Here is a 16,992-nt window from a genome sequence, read left to right on the forward strand (position 1 = left end):
TGCAATCGGGAGGCGGTTTGAGCCGGTCGGCATGGTAAGATTTCAAGCTTTTGATCAAGCGGATAATCCCGCCGTCGCGACATGACCCAGTTCGCCAAGGAAACACTGCCGATCAGCCTGGAAGAGGAGATGCGTCACTCCTACCTCGACTACGCGATGAGCGTGATCGTGGGGCGGGCGCTGCCCGATGCGCGTGATGGCCTGAAGCCGGTGCACCGGCGCGTGCTGTTCGCGATGCACGAGCTGTCCAACGACTGGAACCGCGCCTACAAGAAATCGGCACGTATCGTCGGCGACGTGATCGGTAAGTACCACCCGCACGGCGATTCGGCGGTCTATGACACCATCGTTCGCATGGCGCAGGATTTCTCGCTGCGCTACATGCTGGTCGACGGCCAGGGCAACTTCGGCTCGGTCGATGGCGACAACGCCGCGGCGATGCGTTACACCGAAATCCGCATGGCGCGCATCGGCCACGAACTGCTGGCCGACATCGACAAGGAAACGGTGGACTTCGGGCCGAACTACGACGGCTCCGAGAAAGAGCCGCTGATCCTGCCGGCGCGCATTCCCAACCTGCTGATCAACGGTTCCTCGGGCATCGCGGTGGGTATGGCCACCAACATCCCGCCGCACAACCTGGGCGAGGTGGTCGACGCCTGCCTGAAGCTGCTTGAAGAGCCGGATACCGACATCGAGGCGCTGATCGACATCGTCAAGGCGCCGGACTTCCCGACCGCCGGGCTGATCTACGGCCTCAACGGCGTGCACGAAGGCTATCGCACCGGCCGCGGCCGGGTGATCATGCGCGCTCGCACCCACTTCGAGGACATCGGCAAGGGCGACCGCCAGGCCATCATCGTCGACGAGCTGCCCTACCAGGTGAACAAGCGCACCTTGTTGGAGCGCATCGCCGAGCTGGTGAACGACAAGAAGGTCGAGGGCATCAGCGAGATCCGCGACGAATCGGACAAGTCCGGCATGCGCGTGGTGATCGAACTTAAGCGCGGCGAGATGCCCGAGGTGGTGCTCAACAACCTGTTCAAGCACACCCAGCTGCAGGACACCTTCGGCATGAACATGGTGGCCCTGGTCGATGGCCGCCCGCGCCTGCTGAACCTCAAGCAGATGCTGGTGTGCTTCCTGGAGCACCGCCGCGAGGTGGTCACCCGCCGCACCATCTTCGAACTGCGCAAGGCGCGCGACCGCGGCCACATCCTGGAAGGCCTGGCGGTGGCGCTGTCCAACGTCGACGAGATCATCGCGCTGATCAAGGCCGCGCCCGCGCCGGCCGACGCGCGCCGCGGGCTGATGGAGCGCACCTGGCGTTCGCCGCTGGTCGAGGAGATGCTCTCGCGCGCGATGGCCGACAGCTATCGCCCGGAAGGCCTGCTGCCGGAGTTCGGCCTGTCCGCGCAGGGCTATCGCCTGTCCGACGTGCAGGCCCAGCGCATCCTGGAGATGCAGCTGCAGCGCCTGACCAACATGGAGCAGGACAAGATCGTCGGCGAGTACCGCGAGGTGATGGAGCTGATCACCGACCTGCTCGACATCCTCGCCCGCCCTGAGCGCATCACCGCGATCATCGTCGAGGAACTCACCGCGATCCGCAACCAGTTCGGCGATCCGCGCCGCTCCGAGATCGTCATGAGCACCGCGGAGATCAACATCGAGGACCTGATCACCCCGGAAGACATGGTGGTCACGCTCTCGCACGGCGGTTACTTCAAGCGCCAGCCGCTGGCCGACTACCGCGCGCAGCGCCGCGGCGGACGCGGCAAGCAGGCCACCTCGATGAAGGACGAGGACTTCATCGACCGCCTGTTCGTGGCCAACACCCACGACTACGTGCTGTGCTTCTCCAGCCGCGGCCGGGTTTACTGGCTCAAGGTCTACGAGGTGCCGGAAGGCACGCGCAACTCGCGCGGCAAACCCATCGTCAATCTCTTCCCGCTGCTCGAAGGCGAGAAGATCACCGCGGTGCTGCCGGTCAAGGAATTCGACGACGGCCACTTCGTGTTCATGGCCACCTCCGAGGGCACGGTCAAGAAGACCGCGCTGTCGGCCTTCGCCAACCCGCGCAAGGCCGGCATCATCGCCGCCAGCCTGGACGACGGCGACCGCCTGATCGGCGTGGCGATCACCGACGGCGAGTGCGATGTGATGCTGTTCTCCGACGCCGGCAAGGCGGTGCGCTTCGCCGAAGGCGACGTGCGCCCGATGGGCCGCGAGGCGCGCGGCGTGCGCGGCATGACCCTGGAAGACGGCCAGCGCGTAATCGCCATGCTGGTGGCCAAGGGCGAGGAGCAGGCGGTGCTCACCGCCACCGAGAACGGCTACGGCAAGCGCACCCCGGTGGGTGAATACACCCGCCACGGGCGTGGCACCAAGGGCATGATCGCCATCCAGACCTCGGACCGCAACGGCAAGCTGGTGGCGGCCGTGCTGGTCGATCCGGTCGATGAGGTGATGCTGATCTCCACCGGCGGCGTGCTGATCCGCACCAAGGTGCGCGACATCCGCGAGCTGGGCCGCGCCACCCAGGGTGTGACGCTGATCAACCTGGACGAAGGCACTTTCCTGGCCGGCCTGGAGAAGGTGGCCGAGTCCGAGGACGATGCGCTCGAGAGCGGCAACGGCGAAGAGCCGGAAACCGAAGGCGGCGAGGGCGGCGCGGGCGTTGAAGACGCCGGCAACGGCGAGGCCGACGCATGAGTCGCGTGTGGAACTTCAGCGCCGGTCCCGCGGCGCTGCCCGAAGAGGTGCTGCGCCAGGCGGCCGAGGAGATGCTCGACTGGCACGGCGCCGGCATGGGCGTGATGGAGATGAGCCATCGCGGCAAGGAGTTCATGTCGATCGCCGAAGCCGCCGAAGCAGACCTGCGCGAGCTGCTCGCGGTGCCGGCCAGTTACCGCATCCTGTTCATGCAGGGTGGGGCGATCGCCGAGAACGCCATCATCCCGATGAACCTGCTGGGCGACAGGAAGGTCGCCGACTACGTGGTCACCGGCTCGTGGTCGCAGAAGTCGCAGAAGGAGGCGCGCAGGTATGCCGGGGTGAACATTGCGGCCACGTCCGAGGCCGGCGGTTTCACGTCGGTGCCGGCGATGCGCGACTGGCAGCTGTCGGACGACCCCGCCTACGTGTTCACCTGCACCAACGAGACCATCGGTGGGGTGGAGTACCCCTTCGAGCCTGATCTGGCGCAGATCGGCCGCGCTGAGGTGCCGGTGGTCGCCGACATGTCCTCGCACATCCTGTCGCGCGTCATCGACGTCTCCAAGTACGGCCTGATTTTCGGCGGCGCGCAGAAAAACATCGGCCCCGCGGGGCTCACCATCTGCATCGTGCGCGAGGACCTGCTCGGGCGCGCCATGCCGCTGTGCCCGTCGGCCTTCGACTACAAGACTGTGGCCGAGGCCGGCTCCATGTACAACACCCCGCCGACCTACGCGATCTACATCGCCGGGCTGGTGTTTCAGTGGCTCAAGCGCCAGGGCGGCGTGGCCGCGATGGAAGCGCGCAACATCGCCAAGGCGCGCCTGCTCTACGATTACCTGGACGGCTCCGGCTTTTACGAGAACCGGGTCGATCCGGCCTGCCGCTCGCGCATGAACGTGCCCTTCTTCCTCAAGGACGAGTCGCTCAACGATGCCTTCCTGAGCGGAGCCAAGGACGCCGGGCTGGTGCAACTCAAGGGACACAAGTCGGTCGGCGGCATGCGCGCGTCGATCTACAACGCGATGCCGATCGAGGGCGTGGCCGCCCTGGTCGACTACATGAAGGCCTTTGCCGCGCGCCACGGCTGAGTACCGGCGAGCAACACTGAGACGAGCGGAAGATGAGCGACGAACTGCTGAACCTGCGCAACCAGATCGACCACCTGGACGAGGAGATCCTCGCCCGCCTGGCCCAGCGTGCGACCTGCGCGCAACGCATAGGGGTGATCAAGCAAGGCAATCTCTACCGTCCGGAGCGCGAGGCCCAGGTGCTGCGCCGCCTGGCCGACGCCAACCCGGGGCCGCTGCCGGATGCGGCAGTGCAGACCATCTTCCGCGAGATCATGTCCGCCTGTCTCGCGCTTGAGCAGCCGCTCAAGGTGGCCTATCTGGGGCCGGCCGGCACCTTCTCCGAGAGCGCCTCGCGCAAGCATTTCGGCAGTGCCCCCAACTTCCTGCCGCTGTCGACCATCGACGACGTGTTCCGCGCGGTGGAGGCCGGCAATGTCGATTACGGCGTGGTGCCGGTGGAGAACTCCACCGAGGGCGCGGTGGGCGGCACGCTCGACCTGCTGCTCGCCAACCCGCTGAAGATCTGCGGCGAGGTCAAGCTGCGCATCCACCAGCAACTGCTGTCGCGCGCCGACGGCATCGGTGCGGCCAAGCGCCTGTATTCGCATGCGCAGTCGCTGGCGCAGTGCCATGAATGGCTCAACCGCAACCTGGCCAGCCTGCCGCGGGTGCCGGTGGCGAGCAACGCCGAGGCGGCCCGCCTGGCCGCCGAGGACCCGGAGTCCTGCGCGATTGCCGGCGAAGCCGCCGCGGAGCTCTACGGGCTGAAGGTGCTGGCCGCGAACATCGAGGACGATCCGAACAACACCACGCGCTTCCTGGTGATCGCCCGCCACGACGCCGGCCCGTCCGGCAGCGACCGCACCTCGCTGGTCTGTTCGGCGACCAACCGGCCGGGGGCCATGCATGCGCTGCTCGAACCGCTCGCGCGGCACGGGGTGAGCATGACCAAGCTGCAGTCGCGCCCGGCGCGCTCCGGTCTGTGGGAGTACGTGTTCTACGTCGATATCGAAGGCCATCAGGACGAAGCCCCGGTTGCTGCCGCGCTCAAGGAACTCAACGAGCGCGCAGCCTTCGTCAAGGTGCTGGGGTCCTATCCGGTGGCCGCCATCTGAAGCCCGCCGGGCAGGCCAGCCCGGCGCCACGTAAGAACGGGAGACATCCGATGAGTGCAGCCAGTCAGGCGCCCGACTACATCCGCGCCATCTCGCCCTACCAGCCCGGAAAGCCGATTTCCGAGCTTGCCCGCGAGATGGGCATCCCGGAAGCGAGCATCGTCAAGCTCGCTTCCAACGAGAATCCGCTGGGCATGGGGCCGCGCGCTCGCGAGGCGGCGCTGGCGGCACTGTCCGGCATCGAGCGTTATCCGGACGGCAACGGCTTCGCCCTGAAGGGAGCCTTGTCCCGGCGGCTGGGGGTTGCGCCGGAGCAGGTGGTGCTGGGCAATGGCTCGAACGACGTGCTGGAACTCGCGGCACGCGCCTTCCTCGCGCCGGGGCGTTCGGCGGTGTTCTCGCAGTACGCCTTTGCCGTGTATCCGCTGGCGATCAACGCGGTCGGCGCCCGGGGCATCCAGGTGGCGGCAAAGGACTACGGGCACGACCTCGACGCCATGGCCGCGGCCATCGGGCCGGACACGCGCATCGTCTTCGTCGCAAACCCGAACAACCCGACCGGCACCTTCATGCACGGGCCGGAACTCGAAGCCTTCCTGCAGCGGGTGCCGCAAGACGTGCTGGTGGTGCTGGACGAGGCCTATACCGAGTACCTCAACGCCGAGCAACGCTACGACAGCATCGCCTGGCTGCCGCGCTTCCCCAACCTGCTGGTCTCGCGCACCTTCTCCAAGGCCTACGGGCTGGCCGGCCTGCGGGTCGGCTACGGCATCGCCCACCCCGATGTGGCCGACCTGATGAACCGCGTACGCCAGCCCTTCAACGTCTCCAGCGTGGCGCTCGCCGCAGCCGAGGCGGCGCTGGGTGACGAGGAGTTCCTTGCGCAGAGCGCGCGGGTGAACGAGCGCGGCATGGCGCAGATCACCGAGGCGCTGGCCGAACTCGGGCTGGAGTGGATTCCTTCCGCCGGCAACTTCGTCACCTTCAGGGTGGGCGAGGCGGCGGCGGTCAACGCCAGCCTGCTGCGCCAGGGCGTGATCGTGCGTCCGATCGCCAGCTACGGCATGCCGGAATGGCTGCGGGTGTCGATCGGCCTGCCGGAAGAGAACGCCCGCTTCATCGCCGCGCTGAAGCAGGCCCTGGGCTGAACCGGGGGCGGACGGAGCGATGGCGCTGATCGGCAAACTGGTGGTGTGCGGGGTCGGCCTGATCGGCGGCTCCTTCGCGCTTGCGCTGCGGCGTGCCGGCATGGTCGACCGGGTGGTCGGCATGGGGCGCAGCCAGGCCTCACTGGCACGCGCGGTCGAACTTGGGGTGATCGACGAGGCGGCCACCGACTGGGCAGTGGCGCTGGACGGGGCAGACCTCGTGCTGCTCGCCGCGCCGGTCGGCCAGATGGATCCGATCATGGCCGCGATGGCCCCGCACCTGGGGGCCGATACCGTGGTCACCGATGCCGGCAGTACCAAGCGCGACGTCATCGAGGCCCTCTACCGCCATCTCGGCGGGCGGCTGGCCAACGTGGTACCCGCGCATCCGATCGCCGGCGCCGAGAAGAGCGGGGTCGATGCGGCCTTTGCCTCGCTCTACGAAGGCAAGAAGGTGGTCGTCACGCCCTTGCCGGAGAACGCGCCGGCGGCGATCGAGCGCGTGCGCGCGGCCTGGGCCGCCTGCGGCGCGGTGATCCACCAGATGTCGCCGGCCGAGCACGACCGCGTGTTTGCCGCGGTCAGCCATCTGCCGCACCTGTTGGCCTTCGGCCTGGTGCACGACCTTGCCGGGCGGGCCAACGCCGAGCAGCTGTTCAGCTACGCGGCGAGCGGCTTCCGCGACTTCACCCGCATCGCCGGCAGCCATCCGGAGATGTGGCGCGACATCTGCATCGCCAACCGCCAGGCCCTGCTTGGCGAACTCGACCAGTACCTCGCCGAGCTCGCCTACCTGCGCGCTTTGCTGCTGGCCGGCGACGCCACCCGCCTGGAACATCTGTTCGACGAGGCGCGCCGCGCGCGCAACGCCTGGGCCGAACAGCAGACCAACATCGCAAGCGAGTAATCCCGCATGGAATACCTCGATCTAGTCCCGCTGCAGGGCGCCCGCGGGCGGGTGCGCCTGCCCGGCTCCAAGAGCATCTCCAACCGCGTGCTGCTGCTCGCCGCGCTGGCTGAAGGCGAAACCGACATCCGCGACCTGCTGGCCTCGGACGACGTCGAGCGCATGCTCGATGCCCTGCGCGCGCTCGGCGTGTCCTGGCAACGTCGCGAAGGCAGCGACGACTATACGGTGCAGGGCGTCGGCGGCGCTTTCCCGGTGAAGACGGCCGAGCTCTTCCTCGGCAACGCCGGCACCGCCTTCCGTCCGCTCACCGCGGCGCTCGCGCTCGCCGGCGGCGAGTACCGCCTGTCGGGCGTGGCGCGCATGCATGAGCGCCCTATCGGCGACCTGGTCGACGCGCTGCGCGAGGCCGGCGCGGCAATCGATTACCTGGGCAAGGAGGGCTACCCGCCGCTCGCCATCCACCCGGCCACGGTGCGCGCCGGCGGCGCGCTGCGGGTACGTGGCGACGTTTCCAGCCAGTTCCTCACCGCCCTGCTGATGGCGCTGCCGCTCACCGGCGAGGAGACCGTCATCGAGGTGGTCGGCGAGCTGATCTCGAAGCCTTACATCGCCATCACCCTGGCGCTGATGGCGCGCTTCGGCGTCGAGGTGCGGCGCGAGGGCTGGGCGCGCTTCACCGTTCCGGCCGGCGCGCGCTACCGCAGCCCGGGCACGGTGTACGTCGAAGGCGACGCTTCGTCGGCGTCCTACTTCCTCGCCGCCGGTGCCATCGGCGGCGGTCCGGTGCGGGTGGAAGGTGTCGGGCGCGACAGCATCCAGGGCGACGTGCGCTTTGCCGAGGCGCTGGCGCAACTGGGCGCGCGCATCGACATGGGGCCGAACTGGATAGAGGCGAGCGCCCCGGAATCCGGCCGCCTGCGCGCCTTCGACATGGATCTGAACCACATTCCCGATGCGGCGATGACCCTGGCGGTGGCCGCGCTGTTCGCCGAGGGCCCGTGCACGCTGCGCAACATCGCCAGCTGGCGGGTCAAGGAGACCGACCGCATCGCCGCGATGGCGACCGAACTGCGCAAGGTCGGCGCCGAGGTGGAAGAGGGGGGCGACTACCTCGTGGTCACGCCGCCGGCCGCCTTGCGGATGGCGGCGATCGACACCTACGACGACCACCGCATGGCGATGTGCTTCTCGCTGGTCAGCCTGGGCGGCCTGCGGGTGCGGATCAACGATCCGAAATGCGTTAACAAGACCTTCCCGACCTATTTCGAGCGCTTCGCCGAGGTGGCGCGCCCGGTGCCGGTGATCGCCATCGACGGCCCGTCCGCTTCGGGCAAGGGCACGGTCGCGGCTCGTGTGGCCGAAGCGCTCGGCTGGCACTATCTGGACAGCGGCTCGCTCTACCGCCTGGTGGCGCTCGCCGGCATGCGTGCCGGCGTGGCGCTGGACGACGAGGCCCGGCTGGCCGGGATCGCCGCCGCCTTGCCGGTGTCCTTCGAAGGCGGCCGGATCTGGCTGGAAGGCAAGGACGTGACCGAGGACATCCGTGCCGAAGCGTGTTCGGTCGGGGCGTCCAAGGTGGCTGCCCTGCCCGCGGTGCGGGAAGCCTTGCTCGACCGCCAGCGCGACTACCGTGCCGCGCCGGGCCTGGTGGCCGAAGGGCGCGACATCGGCTCGGTGGTATTCCCGGACGCGCAGCTCAAGGTCTTCCTGACCGCCTCTGCCGAGGCACGTGCCGAACGCCGGTATAAGCAGTTGATGGAAAAGGGAATGGCTGCTAGTATGGAGAGTCTTTTACGGGATCTTCAGGAACGGGATGCACGCGATGCGGCCCGCCCGGTGGCCCCGTTGAAGCAACTGCCGGACGCCGAGCTTCTCGATACCACGCAAATGGACGTGAAGCAGGCAGTGAGCTTCGTGCTCGAACGCGTGCCCGCTGTGGAGTGAGACACAGCGCAGGGCGCGCGGCGTCCTTTGATGTCGCGGCTCGCGGGATGGTCCTGCAGCCGCTTTTGCCAACCAACAACTGGCCGCCTCACCGCGGCTCTGGGTCCTCCTCAATCACATGTCTACCTCCACCCCTGTTTCCGCCCAGGAAAGTTTCGCCGCTCTTTTCGAAGAAAGCCTCGCCCGCCAGGAAATGCGCGCCGGTGAAGTCATCACCGCCGAAGTCGTGCGCATCGACCAGAACTTCGTGGTCGTCAATGCCGGCCTGAAGTCCGAGAGCTACGTGCCCATCGAGGAGTTCCGCAACGACCGCGGCGAACTCGAAGCCAATGTCGGCGATTTCATCCACGTCGCCATCGAGGCGCTGGAAGACGGCTACGGCGAAACCCGCCTGAGCCGCGACAAGGCCAAGCGCATCGCCGCCTGGAACGACCTGGAAAAGGCGCTCAACGAAGGCGCGCTGGTCAAGGGTGTGATCACCGGCCGCGTCAAGGGCGGCCTGACCGTCATGACCAACAGCATCCGCGCCTTCCTGCCGGGTTCGCTGGTCGACATGCGTCCGGTCAAGGACACCACGCCGTACGAAGGCAAGGAATTCGAATTCAAGGTCATCAAGCTCGACCGCAAGCGCAACAACGTGGTCGTCTCCCGCCGTGCCGTGCTCGAAGAGTCCATGGGCGAAGAGCGCGAGAAGCTGCTGGCCAACCTCAAGGAAGGCACCGTCATCAAGGGTATCGTCAAGAACATCACCGACTACGGTGCGTTCGTCGACCTGGGTGGCATCGATGGCCTGCTGCACATCACCGACCTGGCCTGGCGCCGCGTCCGTCACCCGTCCGAAGTGCTCAACGTCGGTGACGAGATCGAAGCCAAGGTGCTCAAGTTCGACCAGGAGAAGAACCGCGTCTCCCTGGGCCTCAAGCAGCTGGGCGAAGATCCGTGGGTCGGCATCTCCCGCCGCTACCCGCAGGGCACCCGCCTGTTCGGCAAGGTCACCAACATCACCGACTACGGTGCGTTCGTTGAAGTCGAGCAGGGCATCGAGGGCCTGGTGCACGTGTCCGAAATGGACTGGACCAACAAGAACATCCACCCGACCAAGGTCGTCCAGCTGGGCGACGAGGTCGAAGTGATGATCCTCGATATCGACGAAGACCGTCGCCGTATCTCCCTGGGCATGAAGCAGTGCGCTGCCAACCCGTGGGAAGAGTTCAACATGAACCACAAGAAGGGCGACAAGGTCAGCGGCCAGATCAAGTCGATCACCGACTTCGGCGTGTTCATCGGCCTGGACGGCGGCATCGATGGTCTGGTGCACCTGTCCGACCTGTCCTGGAGCGAAACCGGCGAAGACGCCGTGCGCCGCTTCAAGAAGGGCGACGAAGTCGAGGCCGTGGTGCTGGCCATCGACGTCGAGCGCGAGCGCATCTCCCTGGGCGTGAAGCAGCTCGAAGGCGACCCCTTCACCAACTTCATCGCCACCCACGAGAAGAACTCAATCGTGCGCGGTACCGTGAAGTCGGTAGAGGCGCGCGGTGCGGTGATCGCGCTGAACGAAGACGTGGAAGGCTATCTGCGTGCTTCGGAAGCCGCCGCCCACCGTGTGGACGACCTGACCACGGTGCTCAAGGAAGGTGATGAGATCGAATCGGTGATCATCAACGTGGATCGCAAGACCCGTTCGATCAGCCTGTCGATCCGTGCCAAGGACCAGGCCGAGCAGTCCGAAGCCATGCAGAAGCTGGCCTCGGAAAGCTCCGCTGCGACCGGCACCACCAACCTGGGTGCCTTGCTCAAGGCCAAGCTGAACGAGCAGAAGCAGTAAGCTGACCCGCCATGACCAAATCGGAGCTGATTGCGCAGCTTGCGGCGCGTTTTCCGCAGCTTGTCGCAAAGGACGCCGATTACGCGGTCAAGATGATCCTCGATGCGATGACCGACGCCCTGTCGCGTGGTGATCGCATCGAGATCCGCGGGTTCGGGAGCTTTGCGCTCAACTACCGACCGCCGCGCGTGGGACGCAACCCCAAGTCTGGAGAAAAGGTGCACGTGCCCGAGAAGTACGTGCCGCATTTCAAGGCTGGCAAGGAGTTGCGCGAACGCGTCGACCTGGCTGGTTGAGCGGCCGGCGATATCGCCGGTTTCGTGATATGTCACCGAAGGCGGCGCAGGCCGCCTTCTTTTTTGTCCGTCCCTCGGAGATAATGCCTGCCCATGCGCCTCGTGATGTGGATTCTCCGCCTCCTGCTGTTCTTCCTCCTGTTCGGCTTCGCGGTCAAGAACGATCACCTCGTGCGCCTGCATTTCTTCTTCGGCGCCGAGTGGGAACTGCCGCTGGTGTTCGTCATCCTGGTGATCTTCGCGGCCGGTGCGCTGCTCGGGATCACCGCGACTTTCGGCTCCCTGCTGCGTCAGCGGCGGGAGATCGGACGGCTGCGCAAGCAACTCGCACGCAGCGAGCGTGAGCGCCAGAACCCGCTGCGAGTCGATGCGCAGGCCCCCGAGACGCTCTGATCACGATGGAAATCGAATTCTGGTGGTTGCTGGCGCTGCCGCTGTTCTTTGCCCTCGGCTGGCTGGCCGCGCGCATCGACATCAAGCAGGTGGTGCATGAGTCGCGCGCCCTGCCGCGCTCCTATCTCAACGGCTTGAACTTCCTGCTCAACGAGCAGCAGGACAAGGCGATCGACGCCTTCATCGAAGCGGTCAAGATCGACCCGCACACCATAGAACTGCACTTCGCGCTCGGCAGCCTGTTCCGTCGTCGCGGCGAGACAGATCGGGCGATCCGCATGCACCAGAACCTGGTCGATCGCGAGGACCTGACCGAGGAGCAGCGGCTGCAGGCCCTGGGCGAACTGGGGCAGGACTTCCTCAAGGCCGGTCTGCTCGATCGTGCCGAGGCCGTCTTCCTCAAGCTGCGTGGCACCCGCCTGAACGACGTTGCCCTGCGCTATCTGCTGGAGATCTACCAGCAGGAGAAGGACTGGGCCAAGGCGATCGAGGCGGCCGGCGCGCTGCCGGATCACGAAAGCGTGCTGTGGCGCATAGAGGTGGCCAACTTCCACTGCGAGCTGGCCGCGGCCGCGCTGGCCGATTCGCGCCGCGAGGAGGCCAGGCGCCACATCGACGAGGCGCTGGCGATCAACCCGCGTTGCGTGCGCGCCAGCCTGTTGCTGGGCGATCTGCTGGCCGCGGACGGACAGGACGAGGCCGCACTCGAGGCGTGGAAGAAGATCGACAGCCAGAATCCGGTCTATCTCGCGCTTGCCGCCGAGCGGGTGATGGAGGCCTACCAGCGCCTGGGGCGCATCGAGCAGGGCCACGTACTGCTGCGCTCCTGGCTGGAACGGCACGCTTCGCTGGACCTGCTCGACGAGGTCTTCCACTGGGAGCTGGAGTCGCGCGGCGGACGGGCGGCCTATGATCTGGTGCGCGAGGAGTTGCGCCGCAATCCGACCCTGCTCGGCCTCGACAAGCTGCTCGAGGCCGCATTGATCTCCGCGCCTGCAGAGCAGCGCGGCGACATCGAACTGGTCAAGCAGCTGATCCACGGCCACACCCGCAAGGTCGCACGCTACCGCTGCGATGCCTGCGGCTTCAAGGCGCGCCAGTTCCACTGGCGCTGTCCGGCCTGCGGCGGATGGGAAACCTATCCGCCCAAGCGTACCGAGGAATTCGACCTCGCTCCATGAGTTGTAAAGAGCCGGCGCTAGATTGGGCCGGCCCTTACAGCGCATGGAGCGATCATGAGAATCACCGTAGTCGGTACCGGTTATGTCGGTCTGGTCAGCGGCGCCTGCCTGGCCGACGTGGGCAACGACGTCCTCTGCCTCGACGTCGATCCCGCCAAGATCCAGACCCTCCAGCAGGGCGGCATTCCGATCCACGAGCCCGGCCTGCCCGAGCTGGTTCGCCGCAACGTCGAGGCCGGGCGCCTGCGCTTCACGACCGATGTCGAAGCGGCGGCGCGTTACGGCACCGTGCAGTTCATCGCGGTCGGCACGCCACCGGACGAGGATGGCTCGGCGGATCTGCAGTACGTGCTGGCCGCGGCACGCAACATCGGCCGCTACATGGACGGCTATCGGGTGGTGGTCGACAAATCCACCGTGCCGGTGGGTACGGCCGACAAGGTTCGCGCGACCATCGCCGAGGAGCTTGCGGCCCGCGGGGCGGCCATCGATTACAGCGTGGTGTCCAACCCGGAGTTCCTGAAGGAGGGCGCCGCGGTCGAGGATTTCATGCGGCCGGATCGCATCATCATCGGCGCCGATGACGAGCGCGCGATCGACTGCATGCGCGAGCTCTACGCGCCCTTCCAGCGCAATCACGCGCGGCAGCTGGTGATGGACGTGCGCAGCGCGGAGCTTGCCAAGTACGCCGCCAACGCCATGCTGGCCACGCGCATCAGCTTCATGAACGAGCTGGCCAATCTCGCCGAAACGCTCGGTGCCGACATCGAGCAGGTGCGCCAGGGCATCGGCTCCGACCCGCGCATCGGCTGGCACTTCCTCTACGCCGGCTGCGGATACGGCGGATCGTGCTTCCCGAAGGACGTCAAGGCGCTGGTGCGCACCGGGCGGGAGCACGGCCACGAGCTCGGCCTGCTCGCCGCGGTCGAGGCGATCAACCGGCGCCAGAAGCTGAGGGTGGTGGACAAGGTCGTCAGGCGTTTCGGCGAGGACCTTCGCGGCCGGCACTTCGCCCTCTGGGGCCTTGCCTTCAAGCCGGAAACCGACGACATGCGCGAGGCGCCCAGCCGGGTGGTGCTGGAGGAGCTGTTCGCGCGCGGGGCCACGGTGGCGGCCTATGACCCGGCGGCGAGTCGCGAGGCGCGGCGCATCTTCGGGCAGGAGACGCGCCTGGGCTGCGTGGAGCGTCCGATGCAGGCCATCGAAGGGGCGGACGCCTTGATCGTGCTCACCGAATGGAAGGAGTTCCGCAGCCCGGACTTCGAGCGCATCCGCGCGCAGATGCGTCAGCCGGTGGTCTTCGACGGGCGCAACATCTACGAGCCCGCGGTGATGCGCCGCTACGGCATCGAGTACTTCGGCATCGGTCGCAGGTGCCGGGCAGCGTAGTGTGTGACCGCCCCCGCGGCGGGCGTGTCCGGGTTACCATCGCTCCATTGCCGCTGCACCGAAGCCGAAATGGACTACAAGACCCTCGAAGACTACGTTGGACAGACCCCGCTGGTCAGGCTCAAGCGCATCAACGCCGGACGCAACAACGTCATCCTTGCCAAGCTGGAAGGCAACAATCCCGCGGGCTCGGTCAAGGACCGCCCGGCCCTGTCGATGATCGTCCATGCGGAGGCGCGCGGAGACATCGTGCCGGGCGACACGCTGATCGAAGCCACCAGCGGCAACACCGGCATCGCCCTGGCGATGGCCGCGGCGATGCGCGGTTACCGCATGGTGCTGGTGATGCCGGAGAACCAGAGCGTCGAACGTCGCCAGACCATGCGCGCATTCGGCGCCGAACTGGTGCTCACCCCCAAGGAAGGCGGCATGGAGATGGCGCGCGACGTCGCCGAGCAGATGCGCGACGAAGGCCGCGGCATCATCCTCGACCAGTTCGCCAACCCGGACAATCCGCTCGCGCACTACGAAGGCACCGGTCCCGAGCTGTGGGAGCAGACCGGCGGCACCATCACCCACTTCGTCAGCAGCATGGGGACCACCGGCACCATCATGGGCACCTCGCGCTTCCTCAAGGCGCGCAACCCGGCGATCCGCATCGTCGGCTGCCAGCCCGAGGAGGGCTCGCAGATCCCCGGCATCCGCAAGTGGCCCGAGGCCTATCTGCCCAAGATCTACGACAAGGACTGCGTCGATGCGCTCGAGTACGTGAGCCAGGCGGAAGCCGAGGAAATGACCCGGCGGCTCGCGCGCGAGGAGGGCATCTTTGCCGGCATTTCCTCGGGCGGTGCCATGCACGTGGCCCTGCGCATCGCAGCGCAGGTGGAGAACGCGGTGATCGTGTCCGTGGTGTGCGACCGTGGCGACCGCTACCTGTCCACGGGTGTGTTCCCCGGCTGAGCCCACGCCGGCCGCGCACGCCCGCGGCCGCTGCCTCCGCGCCCTGCTGGCGCTTGCCGTCGCCCTGCTGCCTGCATGGCCGGCCGCCGGGCGCGAACTGACGCTGAGTGTCGATAGCGTCGACCATCCTGCCTTCAGCCTGCGGGACGTCCGCATCGCGCTGGATGCGGGGGCCGGTAGCGCCGATCTGCGCATCGGGCGGGTGGATGTGGACGGGTTCGGCCTGCGCGACGTGGGCCTGCACTGCGCGGAGTTCCGTTTCTCGGCAAGCGAGTTGACCTGTCGGGACGGTCGCCTCGATGCGCCCGGCTTGCCCGGTGGCGTCGCCACCACGCTGCAGGCCGATCCCGCGAGCCGCAGCGGCACCTTGCGGCTTCTGTTCTCCCCCGGCGAAACCCTGGTGCTCGCTGCCGGTGAGTCGGGCGCCCTCGAGGCGCGGTTTCAGGCGCTCGACCTCACGCGCCTGGCCCGTCTGCTGCCCGCGCTCGCCCGCTGGCAGCCGCAGGGGCGCGTGACCGGCAGCGCCGGCTACACGCCGGTCGCCGACGGCGGCGAGTTGAAGCTGGGCGTGACGCTGGACCAAGGCGCCTTTTCCTCCGCAGACGGCCTGCAGGCCGGCGAGGGGCTGGCCCTAAGGCTGGACGCCCGCGCCCGCCGGGCGCGCGGCGCCTGGCGTTGGCAGACGGGCGTCGCCTGGGAGGCGGGCGAAGCCTACCTTCACCCGCTCTATCTCACCGCGGGGCCGAGCCTGCAGGCCTCGGGCCGCTACGCGGAGGGGCGTCTGGAAGTGAGCAGCGCCGCGCTGGCACTGGACGGCGTGCGCAGTCTTGCTGCCAACGCGGTATTCGATCTGCGGACGGGCCGGCTGGACGATGCCGGGCTGGCGATCGCCGACGCCGACCTGGCGGTGATCGGCCCGACTTTCATCGCACCCCTGGTGGCGCCGGCACAGGCCGGGAGGCTTAAGTTCGCCGGACACGCCAGCGTCGGGCTGCGCATCATCGACGGCAGCCTGGTTGCGCTGGATGCCGCGCTTGCCGAGGCCGGTTTCAGCCTGGATGGCACGGGCCTGAGCTTCGGGCCGGTCAGTGGTGCCGTGCCGTGGCGCAGCGATGCGGCGACCGAGGCCGTCCTGAAGGTGGATGGCGGGCGTTGGCAGGCGCTGCAGCTCGGCGAGTTCGAACTGACGGCCCGGTTGCACGGCGCGCAGCTGGAGGTGCCGCGCCTGCGCATTCCGGTGCTCGACGGCGCCCTGGTGTTCGAGCAGCTGGCCCTGCAGCATGGTGACGCCGGCTGGTCGGGGCAGGGCGGGGTGGTGGTCGAGCCGGTGTCGGTGCCGATGCTGACCCGCGCGCTGGGCTTGCCCGAGATGGCTGGCGTGCTGTCGGCCGCGCTACCCGGTTTGCGGGTTTCGCCCGGCGAAGTGGTGCTCGACGGCACGCTGGTCGTTTCGGTGTTCGGCGGCTACCTGCAGGTGAGCGAACTGCGTCTGCTGGAGCCCTTTGGCGTTGCGTCCCACCTGTATGCCGATATCGATGCGCGTCACATCGACCTCGCGCAACTCACCGATACCTTCTCCTTCGGCAGCATGAGCGGTTACGTCGATGCCAGCGTGACCGGCCTGGAGCTGGCGCGTTGGCGTCCGGTGCGCTTCGATGCGCGGGTGGCCAGCAGCCCGGGCAGCTACCCGCGCCGCATCAGCCAGCGCGCGGTGCAGAACATCGGCGCGCTCGGTGGTGCGGGTGCGGTGGCCGCCATCCAGCGCAGCATGCTCGGCTTCTTCGACTCCTTCGGCTATCGCGAGATCGGCCTCTCCTGCGTGCTGGCCGATGGTGTGTGCCTGATGGGCGGGCTGGACGATGCGGCGGGTGGTGGCTACCTGCTGGTGCGCGGCGGCGGCATCCCGGCGCTGAACGTCATCGGCTACAATCGCCGCGTCGATTGGCGGGAGCTTGTCGATCGGCTGCAAGGCGTGATCGAATCGAATGCGCGACCGGTCATACGATAGTGGAATGCGGTGTCCGTGCCGGAGCGCGTCCG

At 67.6% G+C, this 16,992-nt stretch carries 13 protein-coding genes; all 13 read left to right on the forward strand.

The features are described 5' to 3' along the window. The first annotated feature begins 81 nt into the window (after nt 1-81). The 13 genes from gyrA to IAI53_RS01965 all read left to right on the forward strand — a co-directional run bounded on the left by gyrA (nt 82) and on the right by IAI53_RS01965 (nt 16,960). Nucleotides 82-2,715 carry a DNA gyrase subunit A gene (gyrA, locus tag IAI53_RS01905; protein ID WP_187716470.1) on the forward strand — a complete coding sequence of 878 codons (2,634 nt, stop codon included), beginning with the start codon at nt 82-84 and terminating at the stop codon, nt 2,713-2,715. Beyond that, nucleotides 2,712-3,809 carry a 3-phosphoserine/phosphohydroxythreonine transaminase gene (gene serC / locus IAI53_RS01910; RefSeq protein ID WP_187716471.1) on the forward strand — a complete coding sequence of 366 codons (1,098 nt, stop codon included), beginning with the start codon at nt 2,712-2,714 and terminating at the stop codon, nt 3,807-3,809. Before gyrA ends, serC begins: the two co-directional genes overlap by 4 nt. Nucleotides 3,810-3,841: 32 nt before the next feature. After that, on the forward strand, nt 3,842-4,906 hold the full coding sequence (gene pheA / locus IAI53_RS01915; protein ID WP_187716472.1) for a prephenate dehydratase: 1,065 nt from the start codon (nt 3,842-3,844) through the stop codon (nt 4,904-4,906). Between the two features lie 50 nt (nt 4,907-4,956). Then, entirely contained in the window at nt 4,957-6,054 is a 1,098-nt protein-coding gene (gene hisC / locus IAI53_RS01920; protein WP_187716473.1) for a histidinol-phosphate transaminase, read from the forward strand. Nucleotides 6,055-6,073: 19 nt separating this feature from the next. After that, on the forward strand, nt 6,074-6,961 hold the full coding sequence (locus IAI53_RS01925) for a prephenate dehydrogenase (protein ID WP_187716474.1): 888 nt from the start codon (nt 6,074-6,076) through the stop codon (nt 6,959-6,961). Nucleotides 6,962-6,967: 6 nt separating this feature from the next. Then, a complete protein-coding gene (locus IAI53_RS01930; protein WP_187716475.1) occupies nt 6,968-8,908 on the forward strand; it encodes a bifunctional 3-phosphoshikimate 1-carboxyvinyltransferase/cytidylate kinase in 1,941 nt (646 codons plus the stop codon). Nucleotides 8,909-9,026: 118 nt separating this feature from the next. Next, entirely contained in the window at nt 9,027-10,733 is a 1,707-nt protein-coding gene (gene rpsA / locus IAI53_RS01935; protein ID WP_187716476.1) for a 30S ribosomal protein S1, read from the forward strand. Between the two features lie 11 nt (nt 10,734-10,744). Further along, nucleotides 10,745-11,029 carry an integration host factor subunit beta gene (locus tag IAI53_RS01940; RefSeq protein ID WP_136383424.1) on the forward strand — a complete coding sequence of 95 codons (285 nt, stop codon included), beginning with the start codon at nt 10,745-10,747 and terminating at the stop codon, nt 11,027-11,029. 93 nt (nt 11,030-11,122) lie between these two features. Then, entirely contained in the window at nt 11,123-11,422 is a 300-nt protein-coding gene (locus tag IAI53_RS01945) for a LapA family protein (RefSeq protein ID WP_187716477.1), read from the forward strand. Nucleotides 11,423-11,427: 5 nt separating this feature from the next. After that, complete coding sequence (gene lapB, locus IAI53_RS01950; RefSeq protein ID WP_187716478.1) at nt 11,428-12,603, forward strand: lipopolysaccharide assembly protein LapB; 1,176 nt, start codon at nt 11,428-11,430, stop codon at nt 12,601-12,603. Between the two features lie 54 nt (nt 12,604-12,657). Then, on the forward strand, nt 12,658-13,992 hold the full coding sequence (locus IAI53_RS01955) for a UDP-glucose dehydrogenase family protein (protein ID WP_187716479.1): 1,335 nt from the start codon (nt 12,658-12,660) through the stop codon (nt 13,990-13,992). 69 nt (nt 13,993-14,061) lie between these two features. Continuing rightward, nucleotides 14,062-14,952, forward strand: a complete 891-nt coding sequence (gene cysM / locus IAI53_RS01960) for a cysteine synthase CysM (RefSeq protein WP_187716480.1) — start codon at nt 14,062-14,064, stop codon at nt 14,950-14,952. Further along, the gene (locus tag IAI53_RS01965) at nt 14,936-16,960 is read left to right on the forward strand and encodes a translocation/assembly module TamB domain-containing protein (RefSeq protein WP_187716481.1); all 2,025 of its coding nucleotides are present in this window, start codon (nt 14,936-14,938) and stop codon (nt 16,958-16,960) included. Before cysM ends, IAI53_RS01965 begins: the two co-directional genes overlap by 17 nt. Nucleotides 16,961-16,992 lie beyond the last annotated feature (32 nt).

The sequence above is a fragment of the Thauera sedimentorum genome (assembly GCF_014489115.1).
In the GTDB taxonomy this organism is placed as follows: Bacteria; Pseudomonadota; Gammaproteobacteria; order Burkholderiales; family Rhodocyclaceae; genus Pseudothauera; species Pseudothauera sedimentorum.

Coding starts and splice junctions, on each gene's coding strand:
- gyrA (WP_187716470.1), top strand. CDS start 82: ATGACCCAGTTCGCCAAGGAAACACTGCCGATCAGCCTGGAAGAGGAG.
- serC (WP_187716471.1), top strand. CDS start 2,712: ATGAGTCGCGTGTGGAACTTCAGCGCCGGTCCCGCGGCGCTGCCCGAA.
- pheA (WP_187716472.1), top strand. CDS start 3,842: ATGAGCGACGAACTGCTGAACCTGCGCAACCAGATCGACCACCTGGAC.
- hisC (WP_187716473.1), top strand. CDS start 4,957: ATGAGTGCAGCCAGTCAGGCGCCCGACTACATCCGCGCCATCTCGCCC.
- IAI53_RS01925 (WP_187716474.1), top strand. CDS start 6,074: ATGGCGCTGATCGGCAAACTGGTGGTGTGCGGGGTCGGCCTGATCGGC.
- IAI53_RS01930 (WP_187716475.1), top strand. CDS start 6,968: ATGGAATACCTCGATCTAGTCCCGCTGCAGGGCGCCCGCGGGCGGGTG.
- rpsA (WP_187716476.1), top strand. CDS start 9,027: ATGTCTACCTCCACCCCTGTTTCCGCCCAGGAAAGTTTCGCCGCTCTT.
- IAI53_RS01940 (WP_136383424.1), top strand. CDS start 10,745: ATGACCAAATCGGAGCTGATTGCGCAGCTTGCGGCGCGTTTTCCGCAG.
- IAI53_RS01945 (WP_187716477.1), top strand. CDS start 11,123: ATGCGCCTCGTGATGTGGATTCTCCGCCTCCTGCTGTTCTTCCTCCTG.
- lapB (WP_187716478.1), top strand. CDS start 11,428: ATGGAAATCGAATTCTGGTGGTTGCTGGCGCTGCCGCTGTTCTTTGCC.
- IAI53_RS01955 (WP_187716479.1), top strand. CDS start 12,658: ATGAGAATCACCGTAGTCGGTACCGGTTATGTCGGTCTGGTCAGCGGC.
- cysM (WP_187716480.1), top strand. CDS start 14,062: ATGGACTACAAGACCCTCGAAGACTACGTTGGACAGACCCCGCTGGTC.